Origin of the sequence: Rhizobium sp. P28RR-XV (assembly GCF_012641385.1) — a bacterium.
Classification (GTDB): Bacteria; Pseudomonadota; Alphaproteobacteria; order Rhizobiales; family Rhizobiaceae; genus Rhizobium.
In genome coordinates this window covers 273,528-299,455 of record NZ_JABAIG010000007.1, presented here as the reverse complement: position 1 = coordinate 299,455, position 25,928 = coordinate 273,528, and the positions used below count along the sequence as shown (strand labels likewise).

Sequence of the window (25,928 nt, the reverse complement as noted above, 5' to 3'; positions counted from 1 at the left end):
CCGCTTATGATTAGGCTGCCTTTCGGCCTGGAGCCGGCAGCGGCGAATAGGTGATGTCCGGGTAGCCGAAGGCAGTCGGGCCGACGACATCGAGCGCACGCGCGCTGCGCAACAGCTCGTGACAGGGAATGGCGACGACGGCGACGCGCTGGCCGTAGCGCAGCATTTCGGTGGTGATCGGATAGCCGGTATCGACATCGAGCAGGACGATCAGGTCCGGCACGCAGACCTCCATTACGCCATCGCGGCGGAAAACGAGGAATTCGTTCTGGATCGCCACGTTCCCCGTCTGCCCGTTGCAGTCGTCGAAGCCAGCGAGTTCCATATCGCCGATGACGAAACCACCGCGCAGATGGCGCTTCAGGTCGGTGATCTTGCCGTTGAACACTCGTCGACCGCCTTCCAGGGCGCAAACGGCGGCAATCGGGTCTTCCTGCGCCTTGCGCGCACGGATTACCGCTTCGCCGAGCGCGATCGCCTTGGTGAAGCTCTTCGGAATGCCGTACTGATGGACGTAGCGAGCTTGCATCGGCGCCGTCGCCAGCATAGCACCGCCGCCCTGCGCCACGACGCAGGCGCGCGCCATGCGCTCATGCCAGACCTCCGAGACGGCATGGCTGAAGATCACGGCATTGCCATGCAGGTCGCACATGACCGAAGGCGTGGAGCTGTGGCCATAGATCGAAAAAGTCGTCATCTGCATTTCGGGGAAGGCACGGCCCATACCGTCGCAATCGAGGATCGGCAGGCCGCCGAGAGCCGCTGTGACGAGCGGGTTCATCGAATTCGCACCGCCGATCTCTTCGCAGACGATGGCATCGATCGGCGTGCGGATCAGCTCTTCCATGGCGCGCAGGCAACGCAACCCCTCACGCCCCTCGCGGATGCGCTCGACACCGACGACCGGCGCACCGATGCCGCCGATCGACATGCACAGAGCATCCGGTTCGATGGCGTCCGTTGCGAGCACCTTCATCTCGTAGCCAGCCTTCATGGCTTCGAGGACAAGAAGCTTGCCCTGGTAGGGATTGCCGCCGCCACCGGTGCCGAGAATGCCCGCACCGATTTCGAGGGCATCCAGATCCTCTGGCGTCAGCCGGCGTAGGGCGGCGTCGTCATATTTCTGCTTGCGCGTCTCAGGCATGATGGCCTCCCATTTCACCGACGACTTTGACGTGGATGCGCGTGGCGTTGCCTGGCAGATAGGCAAGCGGCGTATCCTCGCGCTCGATAACTTCAAGAGTTTCTGCAAGCGCGCCGGCGGCGATTGCCTTTTGGCGCGCTTCGGCTTCTGCCTCGGCAAGCGCACTCTCGCGGGTACGACCGTCGATGAGCGAGAAGACACGATCGGTCTCGCCGCTGATCTGGGCAATGGCGGCGCCAACCGCATTGGCCACGGCAAAATTTTCCGGCAAGATCACTTCGAGATCTCCGATACGATCGGGCATCAGGATCGAGCCGCCGCCGACCGCGATGACCGGTACCGGCGTCGAGGAAATGCGGCTCCGCTCGACACAGGCCTCAAGCATGGCGTTGATTTTTGCAACGGCAGCCTCGACAAGCGTCTTGTCGAGATTGGCGACCAGCGCATGATTGCCGATATCGGCCTTACCGGCGGCAACGGCGATATCGGTGGTGGTCAATGTCGACCCGCCAAAGCAGAGCGCTTCCTTGCGCACGCGATAACCGACCGATTTCGGTCCGACGGTGATACCCGCGTCACCTCTGACAACAAGCGAACCGCCGCCAAGGCCGATCGAAAAGACGTCGGGCATACGGAAATTGGTGCGGACTCCGCCAATGTCGACCGTTGTGGAGGCCTGGCGCGGGAAGCCGTGCGACAGAGCGCCGACATCCGAGGTGGTACCGCCGACATCGACGACGACGGCGTCTTTCAATCCGGTGAGGAACGCCGCGCCGCGCATGGAATTGGTCGGGCCAGAGGCAAAGGTCAGCACCGGAAAGGCACGCACGGCATCGGCCGCCATCAGCGTGCCGTCGTTCTGGGTGATATAAAACGGGCAGGGGATGCCGGCGGTCGCCAGCGCCTTGCCAAAAGCGGCAACCGTGCGCTCCGCAAGCGACAGCAGGCTCGCATTCATGATCGCGGCACTTTCCCGCGCCAACAGGCCGTGACGACCAATGTCCTTCGACATGACGACCGGCAGGCCCGGGCAATGCTGCTGCAGAATTTCCTTAGCCCGCAGCTCCATGGCATCGTTGATGCCGGCAAAGACGCAGGTCACGGCGGCAGCCTTCAGGCCCTTTGCACGGATTTCGCCGGCAATGCGCACGATGGCATCCTCATCGAGCGGCGAAAGCTCGCGCCCGTCGAACTCGTAGCCGCCCTTGACCTGATAGCCATGATTGCCGACGATATCGCGCAGGTCATCGGGCCAGTCGACCATCGGCGGCAGGCCGGCGCCAGACGGAAGGCTCAACCGGATGGCTGCGACCTCGTCCATGTGACGGCGCTCGATCACCGCATTGGTGAAATGTGTGGTGCCGATCATGACGGCGGCAATGCGTGTACGATCGATTCCGGAGGCCTCGATGACCTTCTCCAATGCCTCGATTACGCCCGAAGTCACGTCCTCGGTCGTCGAGGCCTTGACCCCGGCCAGAACGATCTTTCCCTCCAGGACGACAGCATCCGTGTTGGTGCCGCCGACGTCAATTCCAACGCGATACACGTCAGGCTCCTCTTCGATCAATCTGTGGTTTTGACGAGGAAGCGCGTGCGCTCTTCCTCGGTTACTACGGGCTTCTGACGCTCCTCCTCATCAGTGACGACAGGGATCGCGGCGATCAGCGCGCGTGTGTAGGGGTGATTGGGTGCGGCAAAAACCTTCGGCGTCGGCCCTTCCTCAACGATCTCGCCGCGCAGCATGATGGCGATACGCGAGCAGAAATTGCGCATCAGCGACAGGTCATGCGAAATCATCAGATAGGTGAGGCCGAGCTCCTCGCGCAGCTGTAGCAGCAGTTCGATGACGGTCTTCTGTACCGAGACGTCCAACGCCGCGGTCGGCTCGTCAAGGATCAGGATCTTCGGTTCTGCCGCCAGCGCGCGGGCGATCGCCACCCGCTGCTTCTGGCCGCCCGAAAGCTCATGCGGGTATTTTGCCAGATAGGATCGCGGCAAACGCACGAGCTCCATGAGCTGCTTCATTCGAGCGTCACGAGCCGGCCCATCCATACCGATCGATTTCAGTGGCAGTGACAGGGTTTGCTGGACATTGCGCTTGGGATTGAGCGACGTGCCGGGGTTTTGGTAGACGATCTGGGTCAGCGGCTTGCCACGCCCCGGTGCCGGCGCATCAATGGTGACGCTGCCCGATGTCGGGCGCGACAGATCCATGATGATGCGTGCGACCGATGTCTTGCCGGAGCCAGATTCGCCGGCCAATCCGAAGATTTCGCCCTGACGCAACGTCAGGTTCACATCGCGAACAGCATGGAAACCCGGCTTCCTGCCATAAATCTTGTTCAGGCCTTCGACTTTGACGATGGGCGCCCGGTCGCTCTGCGGCAGATCGCTGACGCGCTCGCCGTAAAGAGGCGGCACGGCTTCCAACAGCGCCTTGGTATAAGGCTGCCGCGGGCTGGTGAGAATCTCGGCGCAAGGGCCGGCCTCGACGATATCGCCGTGATGCATGACCACCACACGGTCCGCGACCTTGCGCACGACACCGAGATTGTGGGTGATCATGAGGAGGGCCATATTCTCCTCGACCACCAGCTGGTTGATCAGGTTCAGGATCTCGTCCTGCGTCGTCACGTCGAGCGCCGTGCCGGGTTCGTCCGCGATCAGGAGCTTCGGCTGGTGCAAAAGCGCAAGGCCGATCAGGACGCGCTGGCGCATGCCGCCCGACAGCTCGGACGGATAGGCGTTCATCACACGCGCGGCATCGGCAAGCTGCACGCGCCGCAAGACGGCGGCGATCCGCGTCCGACGCTCGGCTTTCGACGAGCGAACGCCGTCGCGCTTGTCGGCAAAACGCATGACGTCATCGAGATGTGTGCCGATCTTGAAGACCGGATTGAAGGAGGAAAGCGGATCCTGCATGATCAGGGAAAAGGCCGTGCCTTTTAGCGCTTCCCGCTCCCTGCGGTGCATTTTCAAAACGTTGCGCCCTGCGACCGAGATCGTACCCGAGGCGATGGATGCGTTTTTCGGTAAAGTGCCGATGATCGCCTTTGCCGTGACGGATTTGCCCGACCCGGTCTCGCCGATCAGTGCGACGCGCTCGCCAGCTGCGACGGTGAAGGCGATGTCACGCAGCACTTGGCGTGTGCGGCCATAGGTCGTGAAGGAAACGTTCAAGGCCTCGATCTTGAGAAGCGGCTCACTCATGGCTTAGCTCTCCACATCGAACATGTCGCGCAAGCCATCGCCCAGAAGATTAAAACCGAGCGTCACGTAGAAGACGGCTGCACCGGGGCAAACCACTTCCCACCAATAGTTTGGCATGAACTGGCGGCCATCGGCGACCATAGAGCCGAGGTCCGGGATGGGCGGCTTCACCCCGAAGCCGAGGAAGCTGAGCGTCGCGCCGAACAGAATGACGAAGGCTGCATCCAGCGTCGTTTTGACGGAAATAACCGCAACACAATTCGGAAGGATTTCTCGGAAAAGGATGTGCATTGGGCCGGCACCGGCAAGGCGGGCCGCCTCGATGTAATCTTCGGACGCAACGGACTTGGAAACGGAGTAAATCAGCCGCGCATGCCATGTCCACCATAGCAGCGTGATGGCGATCATCGCGTTCATCAGGTTCGGCTCGAGCAGGTTCGACACGGCAAGCGCCATGACGAGTGGCGGCATCGCCAGCATGACGTTCGTCAGGCCCGTGATGATCTTTTCGACCCAGCCACCGAAATAACCGGCGATCAGGCCGAGTACCGTGCCGATCGGCACGGAAATGCCGAGTACGCCGATGACCAGAAGCAGGGAGACGCGCATGCCGAAAACTGTGCGGGAGAAGATATCCCGGCCGACTTTGTCGGTGCCGAACCAATGAGTGGCGTCGGGCGCCACATGCCGTGCACGGAAATCGACCACGGCGCCCACATGCTTGGGATAGGGCGTCAGCCATGGCGCGAAGACCGCCAGCACGATGACGGAAATGAGCATCAGCGTGCCGATCACCGCAGCTGGATTATGGCTGAAGCGATACCACATCATGTAACTCGTGCTCAGCCTGCGGTCGGACGCGTCAAGCATCTTTATGTCGGCCATCAGCGTGCCTCCTTGCGGCGCAGACGCGGGTCGATGATCGAGATCAGGACGTCCACGACCAGGTTCGCAACGATGAAAAACAGGCCGGCGACCAGCACGACGGCGGTCACCGCATTGAGGTCCTTCTGCAGGATGGCGTTCAGCCCGTAGGAGGCAAAACCGCCCCAGGCGAACACCATCTCGATGACGAAGGCATTGCCGATCAGCGACGCGAATTCGAGGCCCATGATCGTGAGCGGCGCGATCGACGAGAGCTTGAGGAGATAGCGGAAGATGATGACCCGCTCCGGCACGCCGAAACTCTGCAGGGTCAGAACGTGGTCCTTGCGCTGGTTCTCCAGCATGGATGACCGAGTAATGCGGGTAATCTGCCCAATGCCGGCCATGGCAAGCGCAAAGGCCGGCAGGACGAGGTGCTGGAGCGCATCGACGAACACATCCACACGTCCTGCCAGCAAACCGTCAACCAAAAGGAAGCCAGTCGGCCCTGCCTGAAAGTTCAAGGAGTGATCGAGGCGGCCGATGATCGGCCAGTTCGGTAGACAACGGGCTGCCAGTAATTGCAGGCTGATCGCAAATAGGAAGCTCGGAATGGTCACACCGGTCAAAGACAGGATGCGGCCGATATGATCCAACGCGCGATCCCTAAAATGCGCAGTAATGACGCCGAGCGGAACAGCCACCACGAACATAAAGATCACGGAGACGAGTACCAACTCCACTGTGGCCGGCACCGTCTGCTCCAGATCGGTCGTGACGGGACGTTGAGAAACCAGCGACATGCCGAGATCACCACGCAGTGCCTTGCCGACATAGTCGACATATTGCACCGGAAGCGGCTTATCCAATCCGATCCGAACACGCAGCGCATCGACCTGCTCCTGCGTTGCCGCGGGGCCGAGCGCCATGCGCGCCGGATCTCCCGGCACGACGCGCGCCAGCGCGAAAATCATGATGGAGAGCGCGATCATGACCAGCATGAAAGTGCCGAGCCGCGTCAGGATTGCGACCAACGGATGTTGCTGCATCGACGGGAGGTTCCTTGTTCGCCAGCTAACCTGGCAACAACAATCCGCATCTTCCGGCGATGAACAACAGGACAAAGGTATAGTTTTTTAGCTTTATGGTATAGGTTATTTTTCGATATATGCTTACAAACCCCGCATGAACAGATTGATCCCACGGCCCCATCTTTGCCGTCGCATCGCTGCAGAGCGAGCCGGTGTGATCTTTCTGCGCGCCCCTGCAGGTTCCGGAAAGACCACTGTTCTGTCCATGGCCGCAGAGGCGATGGGCAGGAAGGTTTGCAGCCTGCAGCAGCCGCGCATGAGCGATGTCGAGGCTGGGCAGCTTTTCTGGGACGTACCCGTTTCAGCTCGATCGGTCCGCCTTTCCGCCCAGCTCATGGAGACCATCGACGTTCTGGTGGTTGCCTGCCGTCCCAATCAACGCATCAGTGGTCTGGCGCGGCTTGTCCTGCATCGGGGCGCGGTCACGCTCGACGCTGGTGATCTGACTTTTTCCCGGCAGGAGCTGGGGGAGCTTCCTGCTGAAGAGGCAGACCGGTTTGTCAAGGATTATGCCGGCTGGCCGGCATTTCTGCCGCTGACGCTGCTGCAGGATGAAGGGCTGGCCATCGACTATCTGCGCGAAAATTTCCTTGCACACCTTTCGCCGGGACAGACGGCGTCCCTCTCAATCTGGCTCGAGACCGCTACCTCGTTCCCGGACGAAGAATGGGAAAGCCTATTGCCACCCCTTCTTGCAAGAGCCCCAAATGACCACCTGGCATTCTTGAAGCTTCTTGCGATCGCCGCCAGCGAAAGGCTTGCAAGCTTTCAGACGACGGCCGCGGTAGTCGAGGTAGCCTCCGCCTTTGAACGAGCGGGACGACCACTTGACGCCATGGCCCTGCTTCTGGATCACGGGCACGAGGCCCATGCTGCGCAAATTCTGGAGCGTGCCCGCGGCCTGGAACTGATTTATCGAAATAGCCTCCAGACCTTTCGCGACATCATCATGCGCTTTTCCCATGAGATGATCGCGACCAATGAGGTCGTACTCTTTGCCATGGCCCGCACACTCCTGAAGCTTGGCGAGCTGCAGCGCGTGCGCCATCTGGTTGGCAAGCATCTGGGTTCTGATTATCTCGATCCGTTGAAGGTCTTGTTGCGTGGGTCGCGTTTTTCCTTCGCGGCGCGAACCTTTCGGCTCAATCTCATGATTTCCGAAGACCTGATGCCGACCGACGCCATGATCACCCGCCTCGGAGAGTTCATGGCGGATTATCCAATGGGTGATCACGGCAAATGGGCGGCCTATTATAACGCGCTGCTGGAATTCGAAATTCGCCGCCGGAATTTTCGCGAGGCGGAGGCCGCCGCTGCCCGTACCTTGATCTATCTTGGCCATATGGGCGGCCAGCCGTTGCTGGAATTCTTCATCCATCTCCATCAGACGGTATTGCGTCTGATGAGCGGCGATGCTCTTTTTGCACGTCGGGCCATCCAGGAGGCGCGGCAGAAACTGGAACAGGTACCGCACGCGGCAGAGGCGGAATTCCGTATGCTGCGGCTCGCCGAAGCCTGCATCGCCTATGAGGCCGGACAGCCCCGCGATCTCCTGCAGTTTGTTCAGAACGAGTTTGATGGTTTCGCTGCCGCCGAAATCTGGCCGAGCCTGATGCAGTTCGCGCTTCATTATGCGTCACAGGTCCTGGCCGATCATTTTCCGATGGTGATCCGGCCCGGTTTTCTCGATGGGCTCTGGATTCATCTGTCGGAAGGTCTGCAATTTCACGCCATGATGGAGATCCGCACCGCCATCGCCTACCAGAACGCCAATCGCTGGAGTGACGCGGCAGCAACACTGTCTGCTGTCCGTATGCGCATCGGCCGCAACTGGGTCGAAAGCGCCAATGAAGAGCTGACCCGCCTGACGAGACGGGATGAGATTTCCTACGCCATGGCATGGTTGCGCGATTCCGTGCGCCTTTCGGGGCCGCGCCCCTATTTGTCGCGCCAGATCGATGCGCTGATCGCCAACCCAAAAGTCACCAACCGCGAGAAAGTCGCGCTCCAGCTTTGGCAGAGCTATACTTCCTATCAGCGCCGTGACAATGCCGCGACGCGCGCACACCTGCTATCCGCGCTTGAAGGTGCGACGCGGCTCGGCTGCAACGGCGTGCTCTCGGAGGAGCGAATCTTCCTTTCGCCGCTGCTCAAGAACAAGCGCATCCGCACCTTCATCGAGACCTCGTCCGATGTCCGCACCGCGCTTTCGCTCTTTGCCGCTTCGATGAATTCGCCGCAGGCGAAGGCCTTGCAGGGCGGCCTCTCGCAGCGCGAGGTGCAGATGATCCAGCTGATCGCCAGCGGCATGTCGAACAAGCGCATTGCCCACACCCTCAATGTTTCCGAGGTGACGGTGAAGTTTCACCTCGGAAATCTGTTTCGCAAGATCGGCTGTCATCGCCGCGCCGAAGCCATCCGAGCGGCAACCGCGCTCGGCTGGTTGTAAGTGCCCTATCATCAGCGCCAGCAAGGAACCTTTCGCAATCGATTTCGCGCCGTCAGTTTTATGGGTTCACGACCTCGTGCGCTGTTGGCTACCTGTTGCTGGGCTTTTCCATTCCTCCGCTTCCTGTAAACCCGTGATCACCCGATTACGCAATTACAGCACGTGGATCTCCAAATCGGCATAGCAAGACTCTGCTGGAAGCGAGTTTCTCCGCTATCCCCTTGGCAATGGACTACGTCGAACTTGATGAAACACGAGTTCACTAGCGAGTTCGGTCGATCTCGCTGTCGCGCACATGAAATAGTATCCAGCCGTAGGATGGAAGCAACAACCACCTCTGGATCGAACGCTCTTTGACGAAATTATAAAGCGCGGATTGCACGAGCTGGCGCTCCAACTGCGAGTACATTAGCTGGAAGGTTTTCCGTCACGACGCTTCCGGCGCCTACAACAGTGTTTTCTCCGATTGTGACGCCTGGGCACACGACGACGCGCCCTCCAAGCCACACTCCGTCGCCGATGGTTACGGGCTCAGCGAACTCCAGCCCCGATCGGCGCGCCGTTGTCTCCAACGGGTGCGTCGCAGTATAGATATGTACACCTGGAGCGATTTGAACCTCATTTCCGATAGTTATGGGATTGCAATCGAGAAACACGCAGTCGAAGTTCACGAAGGTCCGGTCGCCGATCGAAATATTGTAGCCATAGTCACACCGGAAGGTTTGCCTAACATAGGCCTGATCGCCTACATGTCCGAGAAGTGATTTTAGAATACCAAGAGAGCCAGCGAAATCATCAGGCCGAGATCCGTTGAACTGCAGGAGCAGGCTTTGTGCTCGCAAAATCTCTGCGATCAGCTCCTCGTCGGCGTGGTAAAGCTCGCCCGCCAGCATTTTCTGCTTTTCGGTCATTGGTGAATTCATCGAAATATGCCTCTAGGTTACACAGTTTCATCTCGTCCGCCATCTGCGCTCACAATTGCCCGAACGCCACGGATCGCGTCTACCCTCAGGCGCTGCGGGCAAGCGACTGCGTTGGCGTTAAACACATCTCACGAGCCTATCCCAAAAACGTCCGCACCATCAGAAATGCTGCGACGCCCGCGATGACTGTTAGAAACAGGCTGCGGGAGACAGCGCCGGTCACCGACGCCGCGACAGCGGCGACCAGCGAAATGCTTATGCCCGATGGGGTGAGTTCCGGCTTGTGGATGAGCTCCGCCGCCACGATCGCCGCCATGATGGCGGCCGGAACGAAGCCGAGCCAGTCCCGGACGATTTGTGGCATGGCGAAGCGGGATAAAAGCAGCACCGGCAAGGATCGGAGGGCGATGGTGACCACGGCAGAAAGTGTGATCGCAAAGTAGAGAGAACTGGTCACTGTTCGCCTTTCCCGGCGAGGTTCCGCCGCACCAACAAAGTCGCAACGGTTGCAGCGCCTACCGTGGCAACCAGCACGCCGATATTGACGTCGAGAGTCTGGGAGGTGGCGGCGATTACGGCGACCGAGATTGCTATGGCGACGGTTTCGAGCAGGCGATGTCGGCTGCCGAACCATGTCATCAGCAGCAGTCCGATGAACATGGCGACAAGGCTAAAGCTCAGACCTTGCGTGATCGGCTTCGGCAGCGACGCTGCCAGCAGCGCCCCTGCCAGATTAGCCACGATCCAGTTGAGCCAGGCCGTGACGTTGAGGCCGAGCATCCAGGCAAAAGGCAATTCGCCGGTTCGGTTGCCGTGTTGGGCGGCGACGCCAAAAGTTTCGTCCGTCAGGAGCGCGCCGCTGACGAATTTCTCGAGGGAACTGGCCTTGGTGAAATAGATGGCCATATAGGAACTCATCAAGACATAGCGCATGTTGATAAGCATGACACCAAGGATAATTCCCAGAACGCCCGCCCCGGCCGCATGCAGCGAGTAAAACATGAATTGCGCCGATCCGGCGTAGAGGAAGACCGCTAGAAGCGTGATGTTGAGGACCGAGAAGCCGGCCAACGAACCGATGGCGCCGGCCGCAAAGCCGATGCTCCAAAAACCGAGTATCGTTGGCAGGCAGGCGATGACACCTTGCCGAAAAAGCGCTAAGGGAAGTTGATCGTGATGGCGGATGGTGAGGTTCACTGAAATAATCTCTTTCATAGTCGGCCGTAGCCTAACGTCTGCTTGAGCGCGTCTTAGCCCCCGATATGGCAAACAGGATTGGAGAATCCTGCGCATCGCCTGGCCGGCGCGCAAGAAATGGCTCGGAGAGCAAGCATGACAAGGAAGCAGGAAAAGATCAGGCTTTGGCGGGACAGCAGCCTCCCGGACGGGCTCGAACTTCTGCGCGCGTCTTGCTTCGACTACCGATATCCGGCGCATTTCCATGAAGAGTTTGTGGTTGCGGCTTTTGCCCGCGGGGCGCAGCGCCACAGGATCGCAGGGCGCGAAGGCGTCGCCAGCGCAGGGACGATCCTCATTATCCCGCCCGGCGAGGTTCAGACCGGCGAGGCCGCTGAGCGGGATCGCGGATGGGACTATTGTGCCTTCTACCCCACCCGTCGCTTTCTCGAATCCATCGCCGACGACCTTCTTGGCAGGGGTGGGTATCTCGACTTCGGCAATGACCCAATACTCGATGATGCCGATGTCACGCGGCACCTTCTTCGTGCGCATGCCGTCATTGCCAGCGCCCCGGATCGAATGGAGAAGGAATGCGCCGCCTATGACGGCTTTGGCGCGATCATCGCCCGCTACGGCCAACAGTCACGTCATGGACGCCTTGCGCGTGTCGGCCGGGCCGATATGCGCAGGGCAATCGACTACCTGCAAGAACACTTTGCCGAAACCGTTTCCGTCAGCGAGGTCGCAACCGTCGCCGGCCTTAGTGAATATCATTTCATGCGCGTGTTCCGGGCGAGCACTGGACTGTCCGTGCATAGCTACCTGACCCAGATACGGCTCAATCGAGCGAAAAGCCTGCTGTCTTGCGGCGTAAGCTCGGTCGAAGCTGCGGTGAGCGTCGGCTTCTTCGATCAAAGCCATCTCATTCGCCACTTCCGCCAGCACTATGGTGCGACGCCCCGCGAGTTTGCTGCGGCCTGCTGCTAGGATGCCGCCAACGCATTTTAGGCGCGATCCCCCACATGCTTGAGCTCGCGAAACCGCCTAGGTCTCCGCCTTGAGCTTACCGTGCCCCAATCTTTTGGGGGCGGAGGTTACGAAGCGCGGTGCTCTCCGCCTTCTTGTCAGGACTAGGGATGAGCCTATCCGACATTGGAGAGAGCAGTACCCGACAATACCGCCAGTCCCGCACGCCGCCGGCGCTGTGGTTTCACGTTTTGCCAGCCAGACGCGGACGGTTTCGTTCAAGTGGATGCGAACCATCACGGCATGTCTTTGGCCCAATTCAATGCATCATACGAGACAGTGCAGAACAGGAGCCTGCCAACAACAATACGGAGTTAGGATACCTGATGGCCTGCAAGCATCCTTGAGAAGGCCTTCGCACGCTCCTTAGCGTCGTCACCATCGAAAAGAGCGGCACCCACCACGGCTAGATCAACCTGAAGGTCGATCAGGCTCTCAAAATGATCAGGACCGATCTTGCCGTCCACGACAGTGTAGAGTCCAGCCGGGCGCTGCGCCAGTCGCGTGAATGCATGTTCGTCGAACGCACCACCACCGGCCGGGGCGGTTAGCAGGAGACAGCCATCCGAGTGGTCGGCCATTTCAAGTAGCACCGACACCGGCGTGGTATGCCGCAAAGCCACGTATGCCTCAGTGCCGTTACTTCTGACGATCCTCGATATCTCTACAAAATCGTCGTCGGATTCCAGATGGATGGCGATCGATCGCACTCCCATCTCCGCGAAGCGGATGGCTAGGTGCTTTGGTTTTGCGATCATCAGGTGGACGTCGAGCGGAGTTGAAGAACGTTCACTCAAGTCTCGAATGATGCGCGCATTTAGCCCGAACTCGGGTGCAAAGATGCCGTCCATGACATCCAGGTGTAAGGATTCCACATTGGAAAGGACCGCGTCAATCTCTTCAGCAAGTCGAAACGGGTCTGCTGCGAACAACGATGCGGAGAGAGCCGTCATGCCGCCGGTGCCCACGCCGCTTCGCGAAGTTTGGCCAGCGACCACTCTCCAACCGATCTGGGCTCTGCAGTACAATAGCCATGCTGGAAGATCGCGATGCGATCACATATTTCAACCAGTTCTTCTTCTTCGGAGGAGACGACAACGATGCAGCGACCCTCGTCGGCGAGGCGGCGAATGATGTTGTAGATGTCGGATTTGGCGCCGATATCGACCCCCTTTGTCGGCTCGTCGAGAAGAACGAGCTGAGCACCTTGCTCTATGATGCGCGCCAGGAGCACTTTTTGTTGGTTGCCGCCCGAAAGGGATTTGGTCGGCGCGTCCAGGCGTCCGCGTGTTCCGATAGAGGCGAGGGTGCGGCGTGCGGCGTTCTGGGCTTCGGCAAGATCCACCAATCCATGGTGGCGGTACCGGCTCATCGTCGACAGCACGACATTCTGAAACGACGACATAAGCGGGATGAAGCCGTCGATCTTGCGTTCTTCCGTGAGAAAGGCGATCCCGTTGCCGATCGCATGCCTGGGGTTGGACGGTTCATAGGGCTTTCCATCGATCTCGACGGTCCCGGCCGTCAGTGGCTCCATGCCGTAAAGCGTTCTGAGAAAACGGGTCCGCCCGGAGCCCACGAGCCCATAGAGACCGAGGACTTCACCCCGGCGCGCCTCGACGTCCACGCCTTTCAGCCTCTTGCCCGCCAAGCCGTGAACGTGCAGGAAGACGTCACCCGCCGTTCGCGCATCATGCCGGTCCACCGCATGCTTGCCATGGGCGTCGCCGACGATTGCGCCGACCACGGCTTGTTTGCTGACGTCGGCACCAACCGCATGATAGACGACGCGCCCGCCTGAAAGCACCGTTGCCTCGTCACAAACGGGAAGAACCTCGTCCAGTTTGTGCGACACTAACACGACACCAATGTTGCGCTCGATCGCGATCTGGCGCACATGGGTAAGCAATTCGGCCGATTGCTTGCCGTCGAGTGCCGTCGTCGGTTCGTCGAGAAAGAGATAGCGCGCCTTGCCTTCGAGATTTGCAACCACTTCGACGAGTTGCTTCTCCGGATGGGAAAGCCCCTTAACAGTCCGCGTGACATCGATATCGAGGCCATAGCTGGAAAGAAGCATCCGGCTATAGTCGTTCATCTCCGCGGTGCATTTTAGTCCCCGCATCGTGACCTCGCGGCCGAGAAAAATATTCTCTGCCACTGTCAGGTTCTGGATCAAGCGGAGTTCCTGATAGACGCAGCCGATGCCTTTCGCCAACGCTTCCCTGGGGGATGCGAGCCGAACTGTCTCGCCGTCGACCGACAGCACGCCATCATCCTGCGGCTGAGCTCCGGCGAGGATCTTCAGTAGCGTCGACTTTCCAGCGCCGTTATGACCGAGCAAAGCGTGGATCGTTCCGGGCTTCACGTCGAAATCGATGCCATGCAGCACGCCGACGCCCGCGAAGGATTTTGTTATGCCCGTCGCTTTGTAGCTCAACATTTGCATACCCTCAGATCTTCAGGCTGAACGGTAGGGCGCGCGAAACTTGTTCGCGCGCCCCGAAGGCTCTTAATAGGCCTTGTCGACGACGTCAGCGGCATTGTCCTTATTGACCAGCAGCGGCGGGCTATCGATCACAGGGGCAAGCTTTTCGCCGGCGAAGAACTTCTTGATGTTCTCGACCTGGATCTGGGCGAGTTTAGCGGGCTCCTGGATCGCGCCGGCCTTGAGCGTGGTGTTGTCTTGGATATGCTTGACACCGAGCTTGTCGACGAAGGCGTAAAGCTTCACGTCGTCCCGGCCGAGCTGCTCGATTGCGGCGATGGCGCCGAGAGCGGACGGTTCCGTGTCCGAATAGACGACGGTGATGTCCGGATGGCCCTGAAGCATTTCGGTTGTGACCTTGAGCGAAGTCGTTTCTTCGACCTTGCCGTTGACCAGCGCGACAAACTTGACGTTGGGGTTGGAAGCCACGGCTTCCTTGAAACCGTCGTCACGAGCGTTGGCGGCGACCGAGGTCGGCTCGCCGACGATGCCGACAACGGCCTTGCCGTCGGCGCCGATATCCTTGAGAAGCTGCTTGCCGATGTAGACGCCACCTGCCTTCTGGTCGGTCTGAACGGCCTGTTCGACCTTCAGTTTCTCAGCCTTCAGACCTTCGGGGTCGGGAAGCAGATTAATCGTGAAGACCGGAATCTTTGCCTGATTCAATTCGGAGACAGATGCGACGCAAGGACCGGACGAGACACAGTTGAGGGCAACGGCGTTCACCCCTTGCTGGACCATCGTCTGGATCTGAGAGAGCTGCTTGGCGTCGTCGTTATCGGCGATCAGAACACGGACTTCAAAGCCTTGCTTCGCGCCGTTTTCCTCGAAGCTCTTCTTCATCGCGACATAATAGGGATTGGTCAGGTTTGGAAGCGCCACACCCAGAACTTTCTTGTCCTGTGCATAGGCGGATCCTGCCAATGCAATCAGGGACACTCCCAACGCTGCCAATGCGGAATTCTTCAAAAGTCTCTTCATCGTTATCCTCCTCTTGGATGATGAACTTCACAGATACCGGTTCGGCCGGCGCCGTCCCTGCTTCACGCCTCAGGCGCTGGCCGAAAACTTCTTCTTGAGCAATGCCACCCAGGGAAGGGATAGCCGGCTTGATGAACGCATCGTGTCGAAGGTGACGCCGACGAGAATGATCACGCCGATGACGAGGGGCTGCCAGTAGGCGCTCACATTCAGCACGTTCATGAGATTGGAAATGGTGGCAATCAGAGTTGCTCCGATCATGGCGCCCCAGATCGATCCGATGCCGCCGAACAAACTGACCCCACCGACCACGGCACCCGCGATCGAGAAGAACAGTTCGTCACCACGCCCGGCGGTCGGATAACCTGTCATCAGACGCGAGCCGTAGATCAGGCCGCCACAGGCACCGCAGAAGCCGGAAATAGCGTAGACCAGCACTGTGATCCGGGACGTGTTGACCCCGGCAAGGCGGGCAGCATCGACGTTCCCACCAACCGCAAAGATGTGGGTACCGGTGACAGTCCTTTTGATGAACAGCGCGGCAACGACGACGGCGACAACAAGGGCGATGACCGGAAACGGAATGCCGAACAGCTTGTATTGTCCGATGAAGCGATAGCCGAAATCCATAACCCGGATCGATTCCGCCCCCGTGATAATCTGCGGGATCGATGCGGCCACACCCATCATCGCAAAGGTGACGATGAACGGCGGCACACCTGTCTTATCGATGAGCAATCCGTTTAGCGCGCCAGCAAGGGCGCCGGCAGCCAGCACCAAAATGGCCGCTACCGGCCAAGGCAAGCCGAGATATTCCATGAACACAGCGGCAAGAACGCAGGTCATGGCCACGATCGAACCACAGGACAAATCGATGCCGCCGGTAAACAGCACGAAGGACTGGCCGAGGCAAAGGAAGCCGATTACAGCGCCGTTGAGAAGCAGGACGAACATGTTCGATAGCGTGAGGAAGTTCGGAGACGCAACGGCGCCGGCGATCATCACAACGAGGAGAACGAGGGCTATTCCTGCTTCGGCGGGAACGCGTATCCCCTTGCTTTCATGCGGTTGGGTCCGTGTCATGTCTGTCATTCCTTCCTCCACTGTGCGAGGGGTAGCGCCGCCCGGTAGGCGCCCCGCACCTCTTCCATTCGCGCGAGATCTCCCTCGCGCGGCTCCGCCACGATTTCGTATTGCGGCTCCCATTGTTCGGCGACCTGCGACGTCGTCCGTCCGGAGACGGCTGCTGCAGCCTGAACGGCAGCGCCAGCCGCAGCTGCTTCCGGCAAATTGCAAGTCCAAACTTCCTTGCCTGTCAGGTCGGCGAGGATCTGACGGTAGGCTTGCGATCGGGATGCCCCGCCGGTAACGATCAGACGTCCGCTCCGCTCCAGGCCGAGCGCGGCGAGATGGTCGCTGCCTTCGAGCAGGCCGCAGATGACCCCTTCGACGGCGGCCCTGGCGATCTGGCCAGGTTCAGCGTCGCTGCGGAGCCCTGCGAGAATTCCCGTCGCGTTTGGCAGATCCGGGGTCCGCTCGCCGTCAAGATAGGGGATCAGCACGAGGCCGCGAGCACCCGGCTCTGCTGCCAGCGCCATGGCGTCGAACTCGTCGGTCGTCGCCCGCAAGATTCGCCGGAAGGCGTCGGTTACCTTTGCGGCATTCAAGGTCGTGATCATCGGGAGGAAGGCGTCGGCGGCGTCAGCGTAGCCATTGACGAAGCCCGCCGGGTCCTTGATGCCGACTGCCGTGCGCCCATAGACCGTTCCACTGGTACCGAACGAAATTACAACATCCCCTTGACGGATGCCCATGCCGAGAGCCGCGGTCATGTTGTCGCCGGAACCGGCTCCCACGATCGCGCCCTCAATCGCCTCGAGCCCGTCGATCCGCTGAACAGCGCCCGATGCCTCGCTCGACCCGATGATCTCGGGCAGGACGCGATCCCATTCGATGCCCGGCGCAGTTAGATCGGCGAGCGCGTAGTCCCATTTGTTCGTGAACGGATCGAAGTAACCGGTCCCGGAGGAAACGCCCCGCTCCGTCGCTGCGCGGCCGGTCAGCCGATAGAGAAGGTAATCGGACGGTAGCATGATGTGGCTTGCTTTGCCGACCAGACCGGGATGCACCCTCTCAGTCCAAGCGAGCTTGCTGATCGTCAAGGCGGCGGCCGGAACCGAACCGGTCCGCTGTACCCATTCCTTGGCCGACAGCTTCAGACGCAGGCCGTCCGCATCGGGAGCTGATTGCGTATCATTCCAAAGCTTGGCATCGCGAAGCGGCGATCCGTCGGCGCCGAGCAAGACCAATCCATGCCCTTGTCCGCCGACCGAGATGCCGGCAATGCGCGGAAGATGGGCTGTCAATTCCCCAAAGGCGGAAACCAGCGCGTCCCACCAGGCCTGCGGCGCCTGTTCGCTGAAGGGCGGCGTCGTCCGGGGATGCGGCTTGCGGGCTTCGGCGACGACCGCACCGTCCTGCAGGCTGCGCAGGACAATTGTGCAGGACTGCGTGGAGGAGTCGATCCCGGCAACCAGATCGCGGTGCATCGCGTTAGCCCCCCGAGCCCTGAAGTCGCTTCAAACTTTCCTCGGCGTCGCGTCCGACCGCGCCGGAAGGGTGCGTGAACAGAAGCTTGTCCCATCCGTAGCCGCGGGCGACGCGACAGACTTCGACGAGGGCATCTGTGAGTGCAGCCGTTGCAAGCGAGCTGCCGGTAGCGACGACGGCGCCAAGATCGCTGTCCGCCGGCAGAACCAGCCGAATCACGTGATCTGACATGAGCGCGAGTGGAGACGTCGGATCGGCGGTAATGGAAATTACGCCGGCGCACAGCGTTTTGGCGCGATTGCAAAAGTCGTTGAGCTCTTCCGAGCCACCACCCTTTGAGAGGGCGAGAACGACATCATCCGCCTGTAGGACGCCAAGACCACCGTGAAGGCCGTCGGCCGGAGGCAGATAGAAGGCCGGGGTGCCGCCTACAGAGAGCAGGTGCGCTGCACGACTGGCAATCGCGCCCGACGTTCCGCTGCCGGTGACCAGAACCTTGCCGGTGCATTCTGTGAGTTTCTTGGCGACAGCGAGAAAGGTCGCGTCAACTCCGTCGAGTACGCCAAGGACTGCCGCGGCGTCCGCACGGATGACCTGTTTAGCGCGATTAGCCCACTCGTGTTCTGCCTGCATAAGAAGCCTCCCTTGATGAGGGAGTCATAAGACACGAACGAAAATACGTCAAGTGAGTATCATAGCGCTCATTTGAGCGCTATGATCTACGCGACAAGTTTGCGGGCCACGCCCGCATCCGTGATGAGCGTCGTAATCCATTTGCCCTTCAACGCCGCCATGATCGCGACAGCTTTCTCCACGCCTCCGCCGATGCCAATGCGCTCGGGAATCCGCCTGAGCTGTTCCGTACTGAGGCAAAGGCCGGTTTGGTCGAGCGGACTGGGGACAGCCGCACCGGTCTCGTCGATCAGGGTGGCGCAGACGTCGGCGCAGACGTTCTTCTTCAAAGCGTCGCGTCTCCAGCCGTCTGGAAAGCCCGAGCAGAGGCACGATTCAGCCGGGCGCCAGGAACCGATGCCAACCGCAAGGACGTCGATCTTGTCGTATCGCGACATTGCGCTCGCAATTGACGTCTCTTTGCGAAGCCTTGCGATTAAGTCCGGATCGTCCACCCACATCGGGCCGAATAACGGGTAGGCTGCGCCACCGCTGGCTCGCGCGACACGGTGCACAAGCTCGGTCGGGTTCTGGGACAGATCCAAGCCGGCTGGGCTCCCGCCCGCCTGCACCACGTCGACTCGCGGCAGTCGTCCAAGCGCCTTGCTGGTTGCCGACAATGTTCGCCCCCAGGAGATGCCGAGCAGCTGTCCGTCTATGAGTGATTCCTCGAGATAGTCGGCAGCAAGCAGTCCGAGCGGCTCGAACAGTTCGCTTGAATGGAGATCAGGACCATCAAGGACCAGCGCAGCCTTCAAACCAAATCTCTGCCGCAGCTTTTCCGCCAGTTCTGTATTCATGTCCCCCTGATCATTGATCTCGATCTTGACGATCCCATCGGCAAGCGCGGTATCCAGCAGCCGGGCCACTTTGAACCGTGAGATTCCAAGTTCGTCGGCGATCTGAGATTTTGTTTTTTGCTCGATATAGAAGCGACGGGCAACGAGTGAAGCCTGCAATTTCTGTAATGGGCGTCGTGCCATCTGAGAGCCCTTCTGCTCATTTGTTGCGTATAGGGAATGTAGTGACAGATCGTGATACGCTCGGCAATGCCGGCGCAGTGTCGAAAGCGCCGCTCAGCGATCCAGCCAAGATCCGACATCGCTGCGACAACGAATATGGCCGACACGGATTTCGACAAATTCCAATCGGGTTTGACGCTGAGTAAGGCGGCACTTGTCGTTTGGCGTGGTGAGGGCATTCTACAGAACTCATATCCAGTTGCCGGCGCGACCGGAGTGCCAAAGTTCGACGACAAAGATTTCCTTTAGCGGACGTCAAGATCTTCCTGTTTCGCATTCGCGGCCTTGACGTCTTGCGCGCCAATGCCGGCGGCGCCTTCGGCACGCCGCTGACGGCCACAGAGGAAGCACGTTACGACGAGCTGATGGATATCAACGTCAAGGGCGTCTTCTTCTCCATGCAGGCCGTTTCGCCCATCCTGCGGGAGGGTGCCTTGGTCATCCTGAGCATGTCATGGCTAAACAAGGTCGGCACGCCTGGACTGTCGATGCTGTCGGCATCGAAGGCAGCCGTGCGCTCGCTGGCCCGCACCTGGTCCGCTGAACTGCTCGACCGCAAAATCCGCGTCAACACAGTCAGCCCTGGTGCGGTCGCACGTCAATCCACGGCCGTACCGTCACCGAGGGGGTGCAAACGACAAACACTCTGCCGTTGAGAGTGGCAATGATTTGGCCAACGTCAGGGTGGCTTCGCGCCGGGCGTGCGGGTCGTGATGGAAGCGATGTCACTTCTTTGCTTCGCAGTTAATATCACGGCGAATGCCTTCTTGGCAGGCCACCCGATTAAGTCCGAAAAGCCATAGCCTTCTCTCTGCAGAGATTTTTCGAGGTGGTGTCGATAAAGGGTTCAAGGCCACTGCCTTTAGCTCCTTCAACATCTTCCGAAGCTGGGGACGATCGCAGGTGCTCCTACCAAGACGCTTCTCTTAAAAAATTGGACTGCATTCGGCCGGGCGGCGTCGGTCGAGCTGAGAGACTAAATCTTGTCCCTCGGTGCTGACACGGAGATAATCGATGAGGCGACCCAATCGATCGTCACATGTCCATCTACGATTCTTGACCTGAATCAAAGACGCCAATAACAAATTGCCGGACGATCGTCGTTAGCCGACACTTCGGCTGATCAGGGAAAAGGACCCGCACACATGGCCGCCGACCGCCGCAGGTTCGCATGGATGGACGCGATGCTGACCTTGCTGGTCGCGCTTGCGCTTCTCTTCGCGCCAGTGGCAAGTGTGCAGGCGATGGCATGTCATGACCGTCTGGATCATGCACAACAGTCCAGCTTCGTGCATTCTCCCGTCTTGAGGAACACGCAGGCTTCGTCCGATAGCGGCTTCCATACACCCGACCATAAAGGCTGCTGTGCCGTTCGGTGTGCCTTCTGCGTCGTCCTGGCGGTCGTCGATAGGGAGGATGCTCCCGCTGCCATGAGTTCCTTCCTTCGTTTTGCATGGGCTGACCAGACTGGCAGCGGTCTGGCGCTTCCGCCCATGCTTGGTCCTCCTCGTCTTTCGGTCTGAAGGTGCCGCGGGCCGCACCATAGCGGCGCCCGGTCGATTCCATGGGCTTCCCTTCGGACGCCCAAGACCAATGGTCGGCATCGCCCGACCTCGACCCAAGGATCAATACAATGAACCGCCGTGATTTTCTCAACGGCCTGATGGTCGGCGCGGCAGCGCTCGTCACATCGGCCGCTCTCCGTCCCATCCACACCTTTGCGCAGGACGCCCAAACCCCATCCGCAAAGGAAGCGTCCAGTATTCTCTCCGTCGGCTACAGGACGATCGAGGTAAATGGCAGATCGGCCCGCGTCTACGGTCTCGTCCAGCCCGACGGAACGCCAGGACTGGCACTGGACGCCGGAACCGATTTCGACGTCGCACTGTCGAGCGCCATCGATGAGCCGACCCTGATCCACTGGCACGGACTGACGCCGCCCTGGGCGACCGACGGCGTGCCGGACAATCCGGCCGCATTGTTGACGCCGTCGGAAACCCGTCGTTACGCCTTTCCGGTCGGCACGGGTGGCACGCACTGGATGCATGCGCATACGCTGCAGGAGCAGAACCTGCTCGCCGCTCCACTCATCGTACGGACCGCGGACGATAAAAGGCGGGACGAGCAGGAGGTCGTCGTCTTGCTGCACGATTTCTCCTTCCTGTCGGCGGAGGAGCTGCTAGCGAAGCTGAAGGGAAGTGCCACGCACGGCGCCATGCCGATGAACCACGGTTCGATGCAGGGCATGGCCGGCATGCAGCACATGATGTCCGCCGGCAACGGCATGTCGGGCATGGCGATGCCGGGAATGGCGGCCATGGATCTCAACGATATCGACTACGATGCCTATCTCGCCAACGACCGGACGCTCGACGATCCCGAGGTCGTAAGAGTCGAGAAGGGCGGTCGGGTCCGTCTCCGCATCATCAACGGCGCTACTGCGACCGCCTTCACTATCGACACCGGTCGCCTCTCCGGGGAACTGATCGCTGTCGACGGCCAGGGCGTGCAGCCAGTCGCCGGCACGTCCTTTCCGGTCTCGATGGGCCAGCGCCTCGACATCCTTCTTAGCCTTCCAAAGGACGGCGGTGCGTTTCCCATCCTCGGCCTGCGCGAGGGAGCCGTGGAGCGTACCGGTATCATCCTTGCCAGCGCGGGCGCGGCCATCCGCAAGATTGCGGTCGAAGGCGATGCGAAGGGACCGGTTCTCGGCCTCGATCTGGAACAGCGGCTGCGTCCAATCAGCCCGCTGGCGGCACGCCCGGCGGACCGCCGCTTCGAACTTTCGCTGACCGGCGACATGGCCGCCTATAACTGGGCGATTGACGGCGCGGACGGTCTCGTCGTCAAGCGCGGTGAAAGGGTCGAGGTCGCCATCACCAACACGTCGATGATGGCGCATCCGATGCACCTGCACGGGCACCATTTCCAGGTGATCGGTATCAACGGAATACCGGTCGCGGGCGCAGTCAGGGACACGGTCCTTCTGCCGGCAATGGCGAGCGTCATCCTGGCCTTCGACGCCGACAATCCCGGCCACTGGCCGCTCCATTGCCATCACCTGTATCACATGGCGACGGGGATGATGACCTACGTCACGTACGACGGCATTGGCTGACGCGGTTCAGGCAACCGCGAAGCTGTTTCCGAACTCATTCGAACGAGGCATCCTCATGAACGACAATCATCCTCGGTCGGCCTGGAGCGTTTACAGCCGGACCGTCTTTATCGCCTTCACGGCAATCGCGCTGCTTCTCATCGCCTACGAACATCGCGTGCATGTCCTCGGCATCCTGCCGTGGCTTCTCATTCTGGCCTGCCCGCTGATGCATGTCTTCATGTATCACGGCCATGGCGGTCATGGTGGCCATTCCGGCCACGACCATGCGGGCCATGGGGCCGGTACGAACCAGCCAAAGAAGGAGGCCGACGATGTCTGATACCCCGGCCTATGGACTCTGGAGCCTGGTGATCATCAATTCCGTGGTGTTCATCGTCTTTGCTGCAAGCTTCACCAAGCTCGAGACCAAGCGGGACTGGCGTTCGCTCGGCGCTTTTTCCGCCTTCATCGTCGCGCTCTTCACGGAGATGTACGGCTTCCCGCTGACCATCTACCTGTTGTCCGGGTGGCTCGGACGGCAGTTTCCCGGTGTCGACTTCTGGTCGCACGACGCCGGCCACCTGCTGGAGATGATGTTCGGCTGGCGGGTCAATCCGCATTTCGGGCCGTTCCATCTCGCAAGCAACGTCCTGATCATTGCCGGCTTCTGGCTGCTCGCGTCGAGCTGGCATGTGCTCTACGCCGCCCAGCGCGACCATCGCCTGGCGACAACCGGGCCATATGCTCGCGTCCGGCATCCGCAATACGATGCCTTCGTGGTGATCATGATCGGGTTCCTGCTGCAGTGGCCGACACTGGTGACCCTCGCCATGTTCCCAGTTCTGGTCTGGGTCTATGTGCGCCTGGCGAAACGGGAGGAGGAGGCCTCGCGCGCCGAGTTCGGAGCGGCGTGGGACTCCTATGCGAGAACCGTACCTCGGTTCATCCCGAGGCTTGGCCGCCGGGCTGAAGCGGCAGGACGTCACTCAGGAGGAGCGATCCATGACTGATCATCACGCGTATGAAGGCCATACGCACTCCCATGGCGATCATCATCATCACGAAGAGAAGAAGCCCGCCGCGCAGGCGAGCGTCGGGCCAGAGCCTCGGGAAGGCGTGATCTACACCTGCCCGATGCATCCCCAGATTAGGCAGCTCGGTCCCGGTACCTGCCCGATCTGCGGCATGACGCTGGAGCCGGAGGTCGCGACTGCGGCGACGGGGCCAAGCGCCGAGCTTATGGACATGACGCGGCGGTTCCAAATTGGCCTCGTGCTGACGGTGCCCGTGCTCGCCCTGGAGATGGGCGGCCATCTCACGAACCTGCACATGCTGCTCGGCGCGCAGCTTTCGAACTGGATCCAGCTCATGCTGGCAACGCCGGTCGTGCTGTGGGCGGGATGGCCATTCTTCAATCGGGCCTGGGCGTCGCTCGTCAATCGCAGTCTCAACATGTTCACGCTGATCGCGATGGGAACGGGTGTGGCCTGGATCTACAGCGTCGTTGCCACGGCGGTGCCCGGCATCTTCCCAAATACGTTCCGCGCCACTGACGGTTCCGTCGCCATCTACTTCGAGGCGGCCTCCGTCATCACCGTCCTCGTGCTGCTAGGACAGGTGCTCGAGCTCAGGGCGCGCGAGCAGACCGGCGGCGCCATCCGGGCGCTGCTCGACCTTGCACCGAAGACGGCCCGCCGCATCAGGGAGGATGGAACCGACGAAGACGTGGGGCTAGACGTCGTCGTGGTCGGAGACCGCCTGCGCGTCAGGCCGGGCGAGAAGGTGCCGGTCGATGGCGAGCTCGTCGAGGGACGTAGCTCCGTCGACGAATCCATGATCACCGGTGAATCAATGCCGGTTACCAAGGGAGTCGACGCGAAGCTGATCGGCGGCACGCTCAACCAGAGCGGCGGCTTCGTCATGCGCGCTGGCAAGGTCGGCCGCGACACCATGCTGGCGCAGATCGTGCGCATGGTTGCCGACGCCCAGCGCTCCCGCGCGCCGATCCAGCGACTGGCCGATCAGGTTTCCGGCTGGTTCGTCCCAGCCGTGATCCTCATCGCGATCGCCGCCTTCGTCGCCTGGGGGATATGGGGGCCGGAGCCGCGCTTCGCCTACGGCCTCGTCGCAGCGGTCGCGGTTCTGATCATCGCCTGCCCCTGCGCCCTCGGACTGGCGACGCCAATGTCGATCATGGTCGGCGTCGGCCGTGGCGCCCGGATGGGTGTGCTCATCAAGAACGCCGAGGCGTTGGAGCGTTTCGAGAAGATCGACACGCTCGTCGTCGACAAGACCGGCACGCTGACGGAAGGCCGGCCGAAGGTCACGGCATTGAAAGCGGCGGGCGGTATTGACGACATGGAACTTCTGCGGATCGCGGCCACTCTCGAACGTGCCAGCGAGCATCCGCTTGCTGCAGCCATCGTCGCGGCGGCCAAGGAGAAGGGACTAGCGCTCGGCGAAGCCAGCGAATTCGACAGCCCCGTCGGCAAGGGTGTCACCGGAATTGTCGACGGAAGGAGGCTTGTCATCGGCAGCCACCGGATCATGGCGGAAGCGGGCGTCGACCTCTCGGCCCTTATGCCCGAAGCGGAGGCGCTGCGTGGCGAGGGGGCGACAGTAATCTACGTCGCCGTCGATGGCAGGGTAGGCGGCCTTATCGCCATCGCAGACCCGGTCAAGGAGACCACGCCGGCGGCGCTGCGTTCGCTGAAGCAAGAGAACATCCGCGTCGTCATGCTGACCGGGGACAACCGCACGACGGCGCAGGCGGTTGCGAAAAAGCTTGGCATTGACGAGGTCGAGGCAGAGATCCTGCCGGAGGACAAGGGCAAGGTGGTCGCGCGCCTTCGAAGCGAGGGACGTATCGTCGCCATGGCTGGCGACGGGGTCAACGACGCTCCGGCGCTCGCTGCGGCCGACGTCGGTATCGCTATGGGGACGGGAACCGACGTTGCCATAGAGAGCGCCGGCGTCACGCTATTGAAGGGCGACCTGCAGGGCATCGCCAGGGCGCGCAAACTCAGCCACGCGACCATGAGCAACATCCGCCAAAACCTGTTCTTCGCGTTCATCTACAACGCGGCCGGCGTGCCTGTTGCGGCCGGCGTCCTCTATCCGGCCTTCGGACTGCTGCTGTCGCCAATCATCGCGGCAGCCGCCATGGCGCTGTCCTCGGTCAGCGTCATCGGCAACTCGCTGCGGCTGCGCCGCTCGGCGATCGACTAGA

Annotated in this window: 23 protein-coding genes; 8 read left to right on the top strand and 15 right to left on the bottom strand. The window is 60.7% G+C overall.

Annotated features, from left to right (window positions below; genetic code table 11):
* Positions 1 to 10: 10 nt before the first annotated feature.
* From HGP12_RS17105 to HGP12_RS17085, 5 genes are read right to left on the bottom strand one after another with little or no spacing between them, the layout of a single operon-like run.
* A complete protein-coding gene (locus HGP12_RS17105) occupies positions 11 to 1,144 on the bottom strand; it encodes a DUF917 domain-containing protein (RefSeq protein WP_168879391.1) in 1,134 nt (377 codons plus the stop codon).
* A complete protein-coding gene (locus HGP12_RS17100) occupies positions 1,137 to 2,693 on the bottom strand; it encodes a hydantoinase/oxoprolinase N-terminal domain-containing protein (protein ID WP_168879390.1) in 1,557 nt (518 codons plus the stop codon). The genes HGP12_RS17105 and HGP12_RS17100 overlap by 8 nt, the downstream gene beginning before the upstream one ends.
* A gap of 17 nt (positions 2,694 to 2,710) precedes the next feature.
* The gene (locus tag HGP12_RS17095) at positions 2,711 to 4,357 is read right to left on the bottom strand and encodes an ABC transporter ATP-binding protein (RefSeq protein WP_168879389.1); all 1,647 of its coding nucleotides are present in this window, start codon (positions 4,355 to 4,357) and stop codon (positions 2,711 to 2,713) included.
* A 3-nt stretch (positions 4,358 to 4,360) separates the two neighbouring features.
* A complete protein-coding gene (locus tag HGP12_RS17090) occupies positions 4,361 to 5,242 on the bottom strand; it encodes an ABC transporter permease (protein ID WP_168879388.1) in 882 nt (293 codons plus the stop codon).
* Positions 5,242 to 6,270 (bottom strand): ABC transporter permease, encoded by a 1,029-nt coding sequence (locus HGP12_RS17085; protein ID WP_168879387.1) that lies wholly within the window; start codon positions 6,268 to 6,270, stop codon positions 5,242 to 5,244. The genes HGP12_RS17090 and HGP12_RS17085 overlap by 1 nt, the downstream gene beginning before the upstream one ends.
* A 136-nt stretch (positions 6,271 to 6,406) precedes the next feature.
* Between HGP12_RS17085 and HGP12_RS17080 the strand changes: the two genes are divergently transcribed.
* Positions 6,407 to 8,761: a helix-turn-helix transcriptional regulator gene (locus HGP12_RS17080; RefSeq protein ID WP_168879386.1), complete on the top strand. Its 2,355-nt coding sequence runs from the start codon at positions 6,407 to 6,409 to the stop codon at positions 8,759 to 8,761.
* 362 nt (positions 8,762 to 9,123) lie between these two features.
* On the opposite strand, the gene HGP12_RS17075 is transcribed toward HGP12_RS17080, so the two are convergent.
* The 3 genes from HGP12_RS17075 to HGP12_RS17065 form a co-directional block, all read right to left on the bottom strand.
* Positions 9,124 to 9,672, bottom strand: coding sequence for a sugar O-acetyltransferase (locus HGP12_RS17075; RefSeq protein ID WP_205926499.1), 549 nt, complete (start codon positions 9,670 to 9,672; stop codon positions 9,124 to 9,126).
* 148 nt (positions 9,673 to 9,820) lie between these two features.
* Positions 9,821 to 10,141, bottom strand: a complete 321-nt coding sequence (locus tag HGP12_RS17070; RefSeq protein ID WP_168879384.1) for an AzlD domain-containing protein — start codon at positions 10,139 to 10,141, stop codon at positions 9,821 to 9,823.
* Positions 10,138 to 10,995, bottom strand: a complete 858-nt coding sequence (locus tag HGP12_RS17065; protein ID WP_205926498.1) for an AzlC family ABC transporter permease — start codon at positions 10,993 to 10,995, stop codon at positions 10,138 to 10,140. The genes HGP12_RS17070 and HGP12_RS17065 overlap by 4 nt, the downstream gene beginning before the upstream one ends.
* Positions 10,996 to 11,016: 21 nt before the next feature.
* On the opposite strand from HGP12_RS17065, the gene HGP12_RS17060 reads away from it, so the two are divergent.
* Positions 11,017 to 11,850 (top strand): AraC family transcriptional regulator, encoded by an 834-nt coding sequence (locus tag HGP12_RS17060; protein WP_168879383.1) that lies wholly within the window; start codon positions 11,017 to 11,019, stop codon positions 11,848 to 11,850.
* A 353-nt stretch (positions 11,851 to 12,203) separates the two neighbouring features.
* Here HGP12_RS17060 and HGP12_RS17055 read toward each other — a convergent pair whose 3' ends face one another.
* The 7 genes from HGP12_RS17055 to HGP12_RS17025 form a co-directional block, all read right to left on the bottom strand.
* Positions 12,204 to 12,842, bottom strand: a complete 639-nt coding sequence (locus HGP12_RS17055; protein WP_168879382.1) for a hypothetical protein — start codon at positions 12,840 to 12,842, stop codon at positions 12,204 to 12,206.
* On the bottom strand, positions 12,839 to 14,329 hold the full coding sequence (locus HGP12_RS17050) for a sugar ABC transporter ATP-binding protein (protein WP_168879381.1): 1,491 nt from the start codon (positions 14,327 to 14,329) through the stop codon (positions 12,839 to 12,841). The genes HGP12_RS17055 and HGP12_RS17050 overlap by 4 nt, the downstream gene beginning before the upstream one ends.
* A gap of 69 nt (positions 14,330 to 14,398) precedes the next feature.
* Positions 14,399 to 15,355, bottom strand: a complete 957-nt coding sequence (locus HGP12_RS17045; protein WP_168879380.1) for a substrate-binding domain-containing protein — start codon at positions 15,353 to 15,355, stop codon at positions 14,399 to 14,401.
* Positions 15,356 to 15,424: 69 nt separating this feature from the next.
* A complete protein-coding gene (locus tag HGP12_RS17040) occupies positions 15,425 to 16,438 on the bottom strand; it encodes an ABC transporter permease (protein ID WP_246703440.1) in 1,014 nt (337 codons plus the stop codon).
* 5 nt (positions 16,439 to 16,443) lie between these two features.
* Entirely contained in the window at positions 16,444 to 17,904 is a 1,461-nt protein-coding gene (gene xylB / locus HGP12_RS17035; protein ID WP_168879378.1) for a xylulokinase, read from the bottom strand.
* Between the two features lie 4 nt (positions 17,905 to 17,908).
* The gene (locus HGP12_RS17030; protein WP_168879377.1) at positions 17,909 to 18,538 is read right to left on the bottom strand and encodes an SIS domain-containing protein; all 630 of its coding nucleotides are present in this window, start codon (positions 18,536 to 18,538) and stop codon (positions 17,909 to 17,911) included.
* A gap of 86 nt (positions 18,539 to 18,624) precedes the next feature.
* Positions 18,625 to 19,560, bottom strand: coding sequence for a sugar-binding transcriptional regulator (locus HGP12_RS17025; RefSeq protein ID WP_168879376.1), 936 nt, complete (start codon positions 19,558 to 19,560; stop codon positions 18,625 to 18,627).
* Positions 19,561 to 19,790: 230 nt separating this feature from the next.
* On the opposite strand from HGP12_RS17025, the gene HGP12_RS17020 reads away from it, so the two are divergent.
* The 6 genes from HGP12_RS17020 (at position 19,791) to HGP12_RS16995 (ending at position 25,927) form a co-directional block, all read left to right on the top strand.
* On the top strand, positions 19,791 to 20,255 hold the full coding sequence (locus tag HGP12_RS17020) for an SDR family oxidoreductase (protein ID WP_168879485.1): 465 nt from the start codon (positions 19,791 to 19,793) through the stop codon (positions 20,253 to 20,255).
* Between the two features lie 489 nt (positions 20,256 to 20,744).
* On the top strand, positions 20,745 to 21,122 hold the full coding sequence (locus HGP12_RS17015; RefSeq protein WP_168879257.1) for a hypothetical protein: 378 nt from the start codon (positions 20,745 to 20,747) through the stop codon (positions 21,120 to 21,122).
* A 110-nt stretch (positions 21,123 to 21,232) separates the two neighbouring features.
* Positions 21,233 to 22,717 (top strand): multicopper oxidase family protein, encoded by a 1,485-nt coding sequence (locus HGP12_RS17010; protein ID WP_168879375.1) that lies wholly within the window; start codon positions 21,233 to 21,235, stop codon positions 22,715 to 22,717.
* A gap of 55 nt (positions 22,718 to 22,772) precedes the next feature.
* Positions 22,773 to 23,039, top strand: coding sequence for a DUF2933 domain-containing protein (locus HGP12_RS17005; RefSeq protein ID WP_168879374.1), 267 nt, complete (start codon positions 22,773 to 22,775; stop codon positions 23,037 to 23,039).
* On the top strand, positions 23,032 to 23,709 hold the full coding sequence (locus HGP12_RS17000; RefSeq protein ID WP_168879373.1) for an isoprenylcysteine carboxylmethyltransferase family protein: 678 nt from the start codon (positions 23,032 to 23,034) through the stop codon (positions 23,707 to 23,709). Before HGP12_RS17005 ends, HGP12_RS17000 begins: the two co-directional genes overlap by 8 nt.
* On the top strand, positions 23,702 to 25,927 hold the full coding sequence (locus tag HGP12_RS16995) for a copper-translocating P-type ATPase (RefSeq protein ID WP_168879372.1): 2,226 nt from the start codon (positions 23,702 to 23,704) through the stop codon (positions 25,925 to 25,927). Before HGP12_RS17000 ends, HGP12_RS16995 begins: the two co-directional genes overlap by 8 nt.
* Position 25,928: the final 1 nt, after the last annotated feature.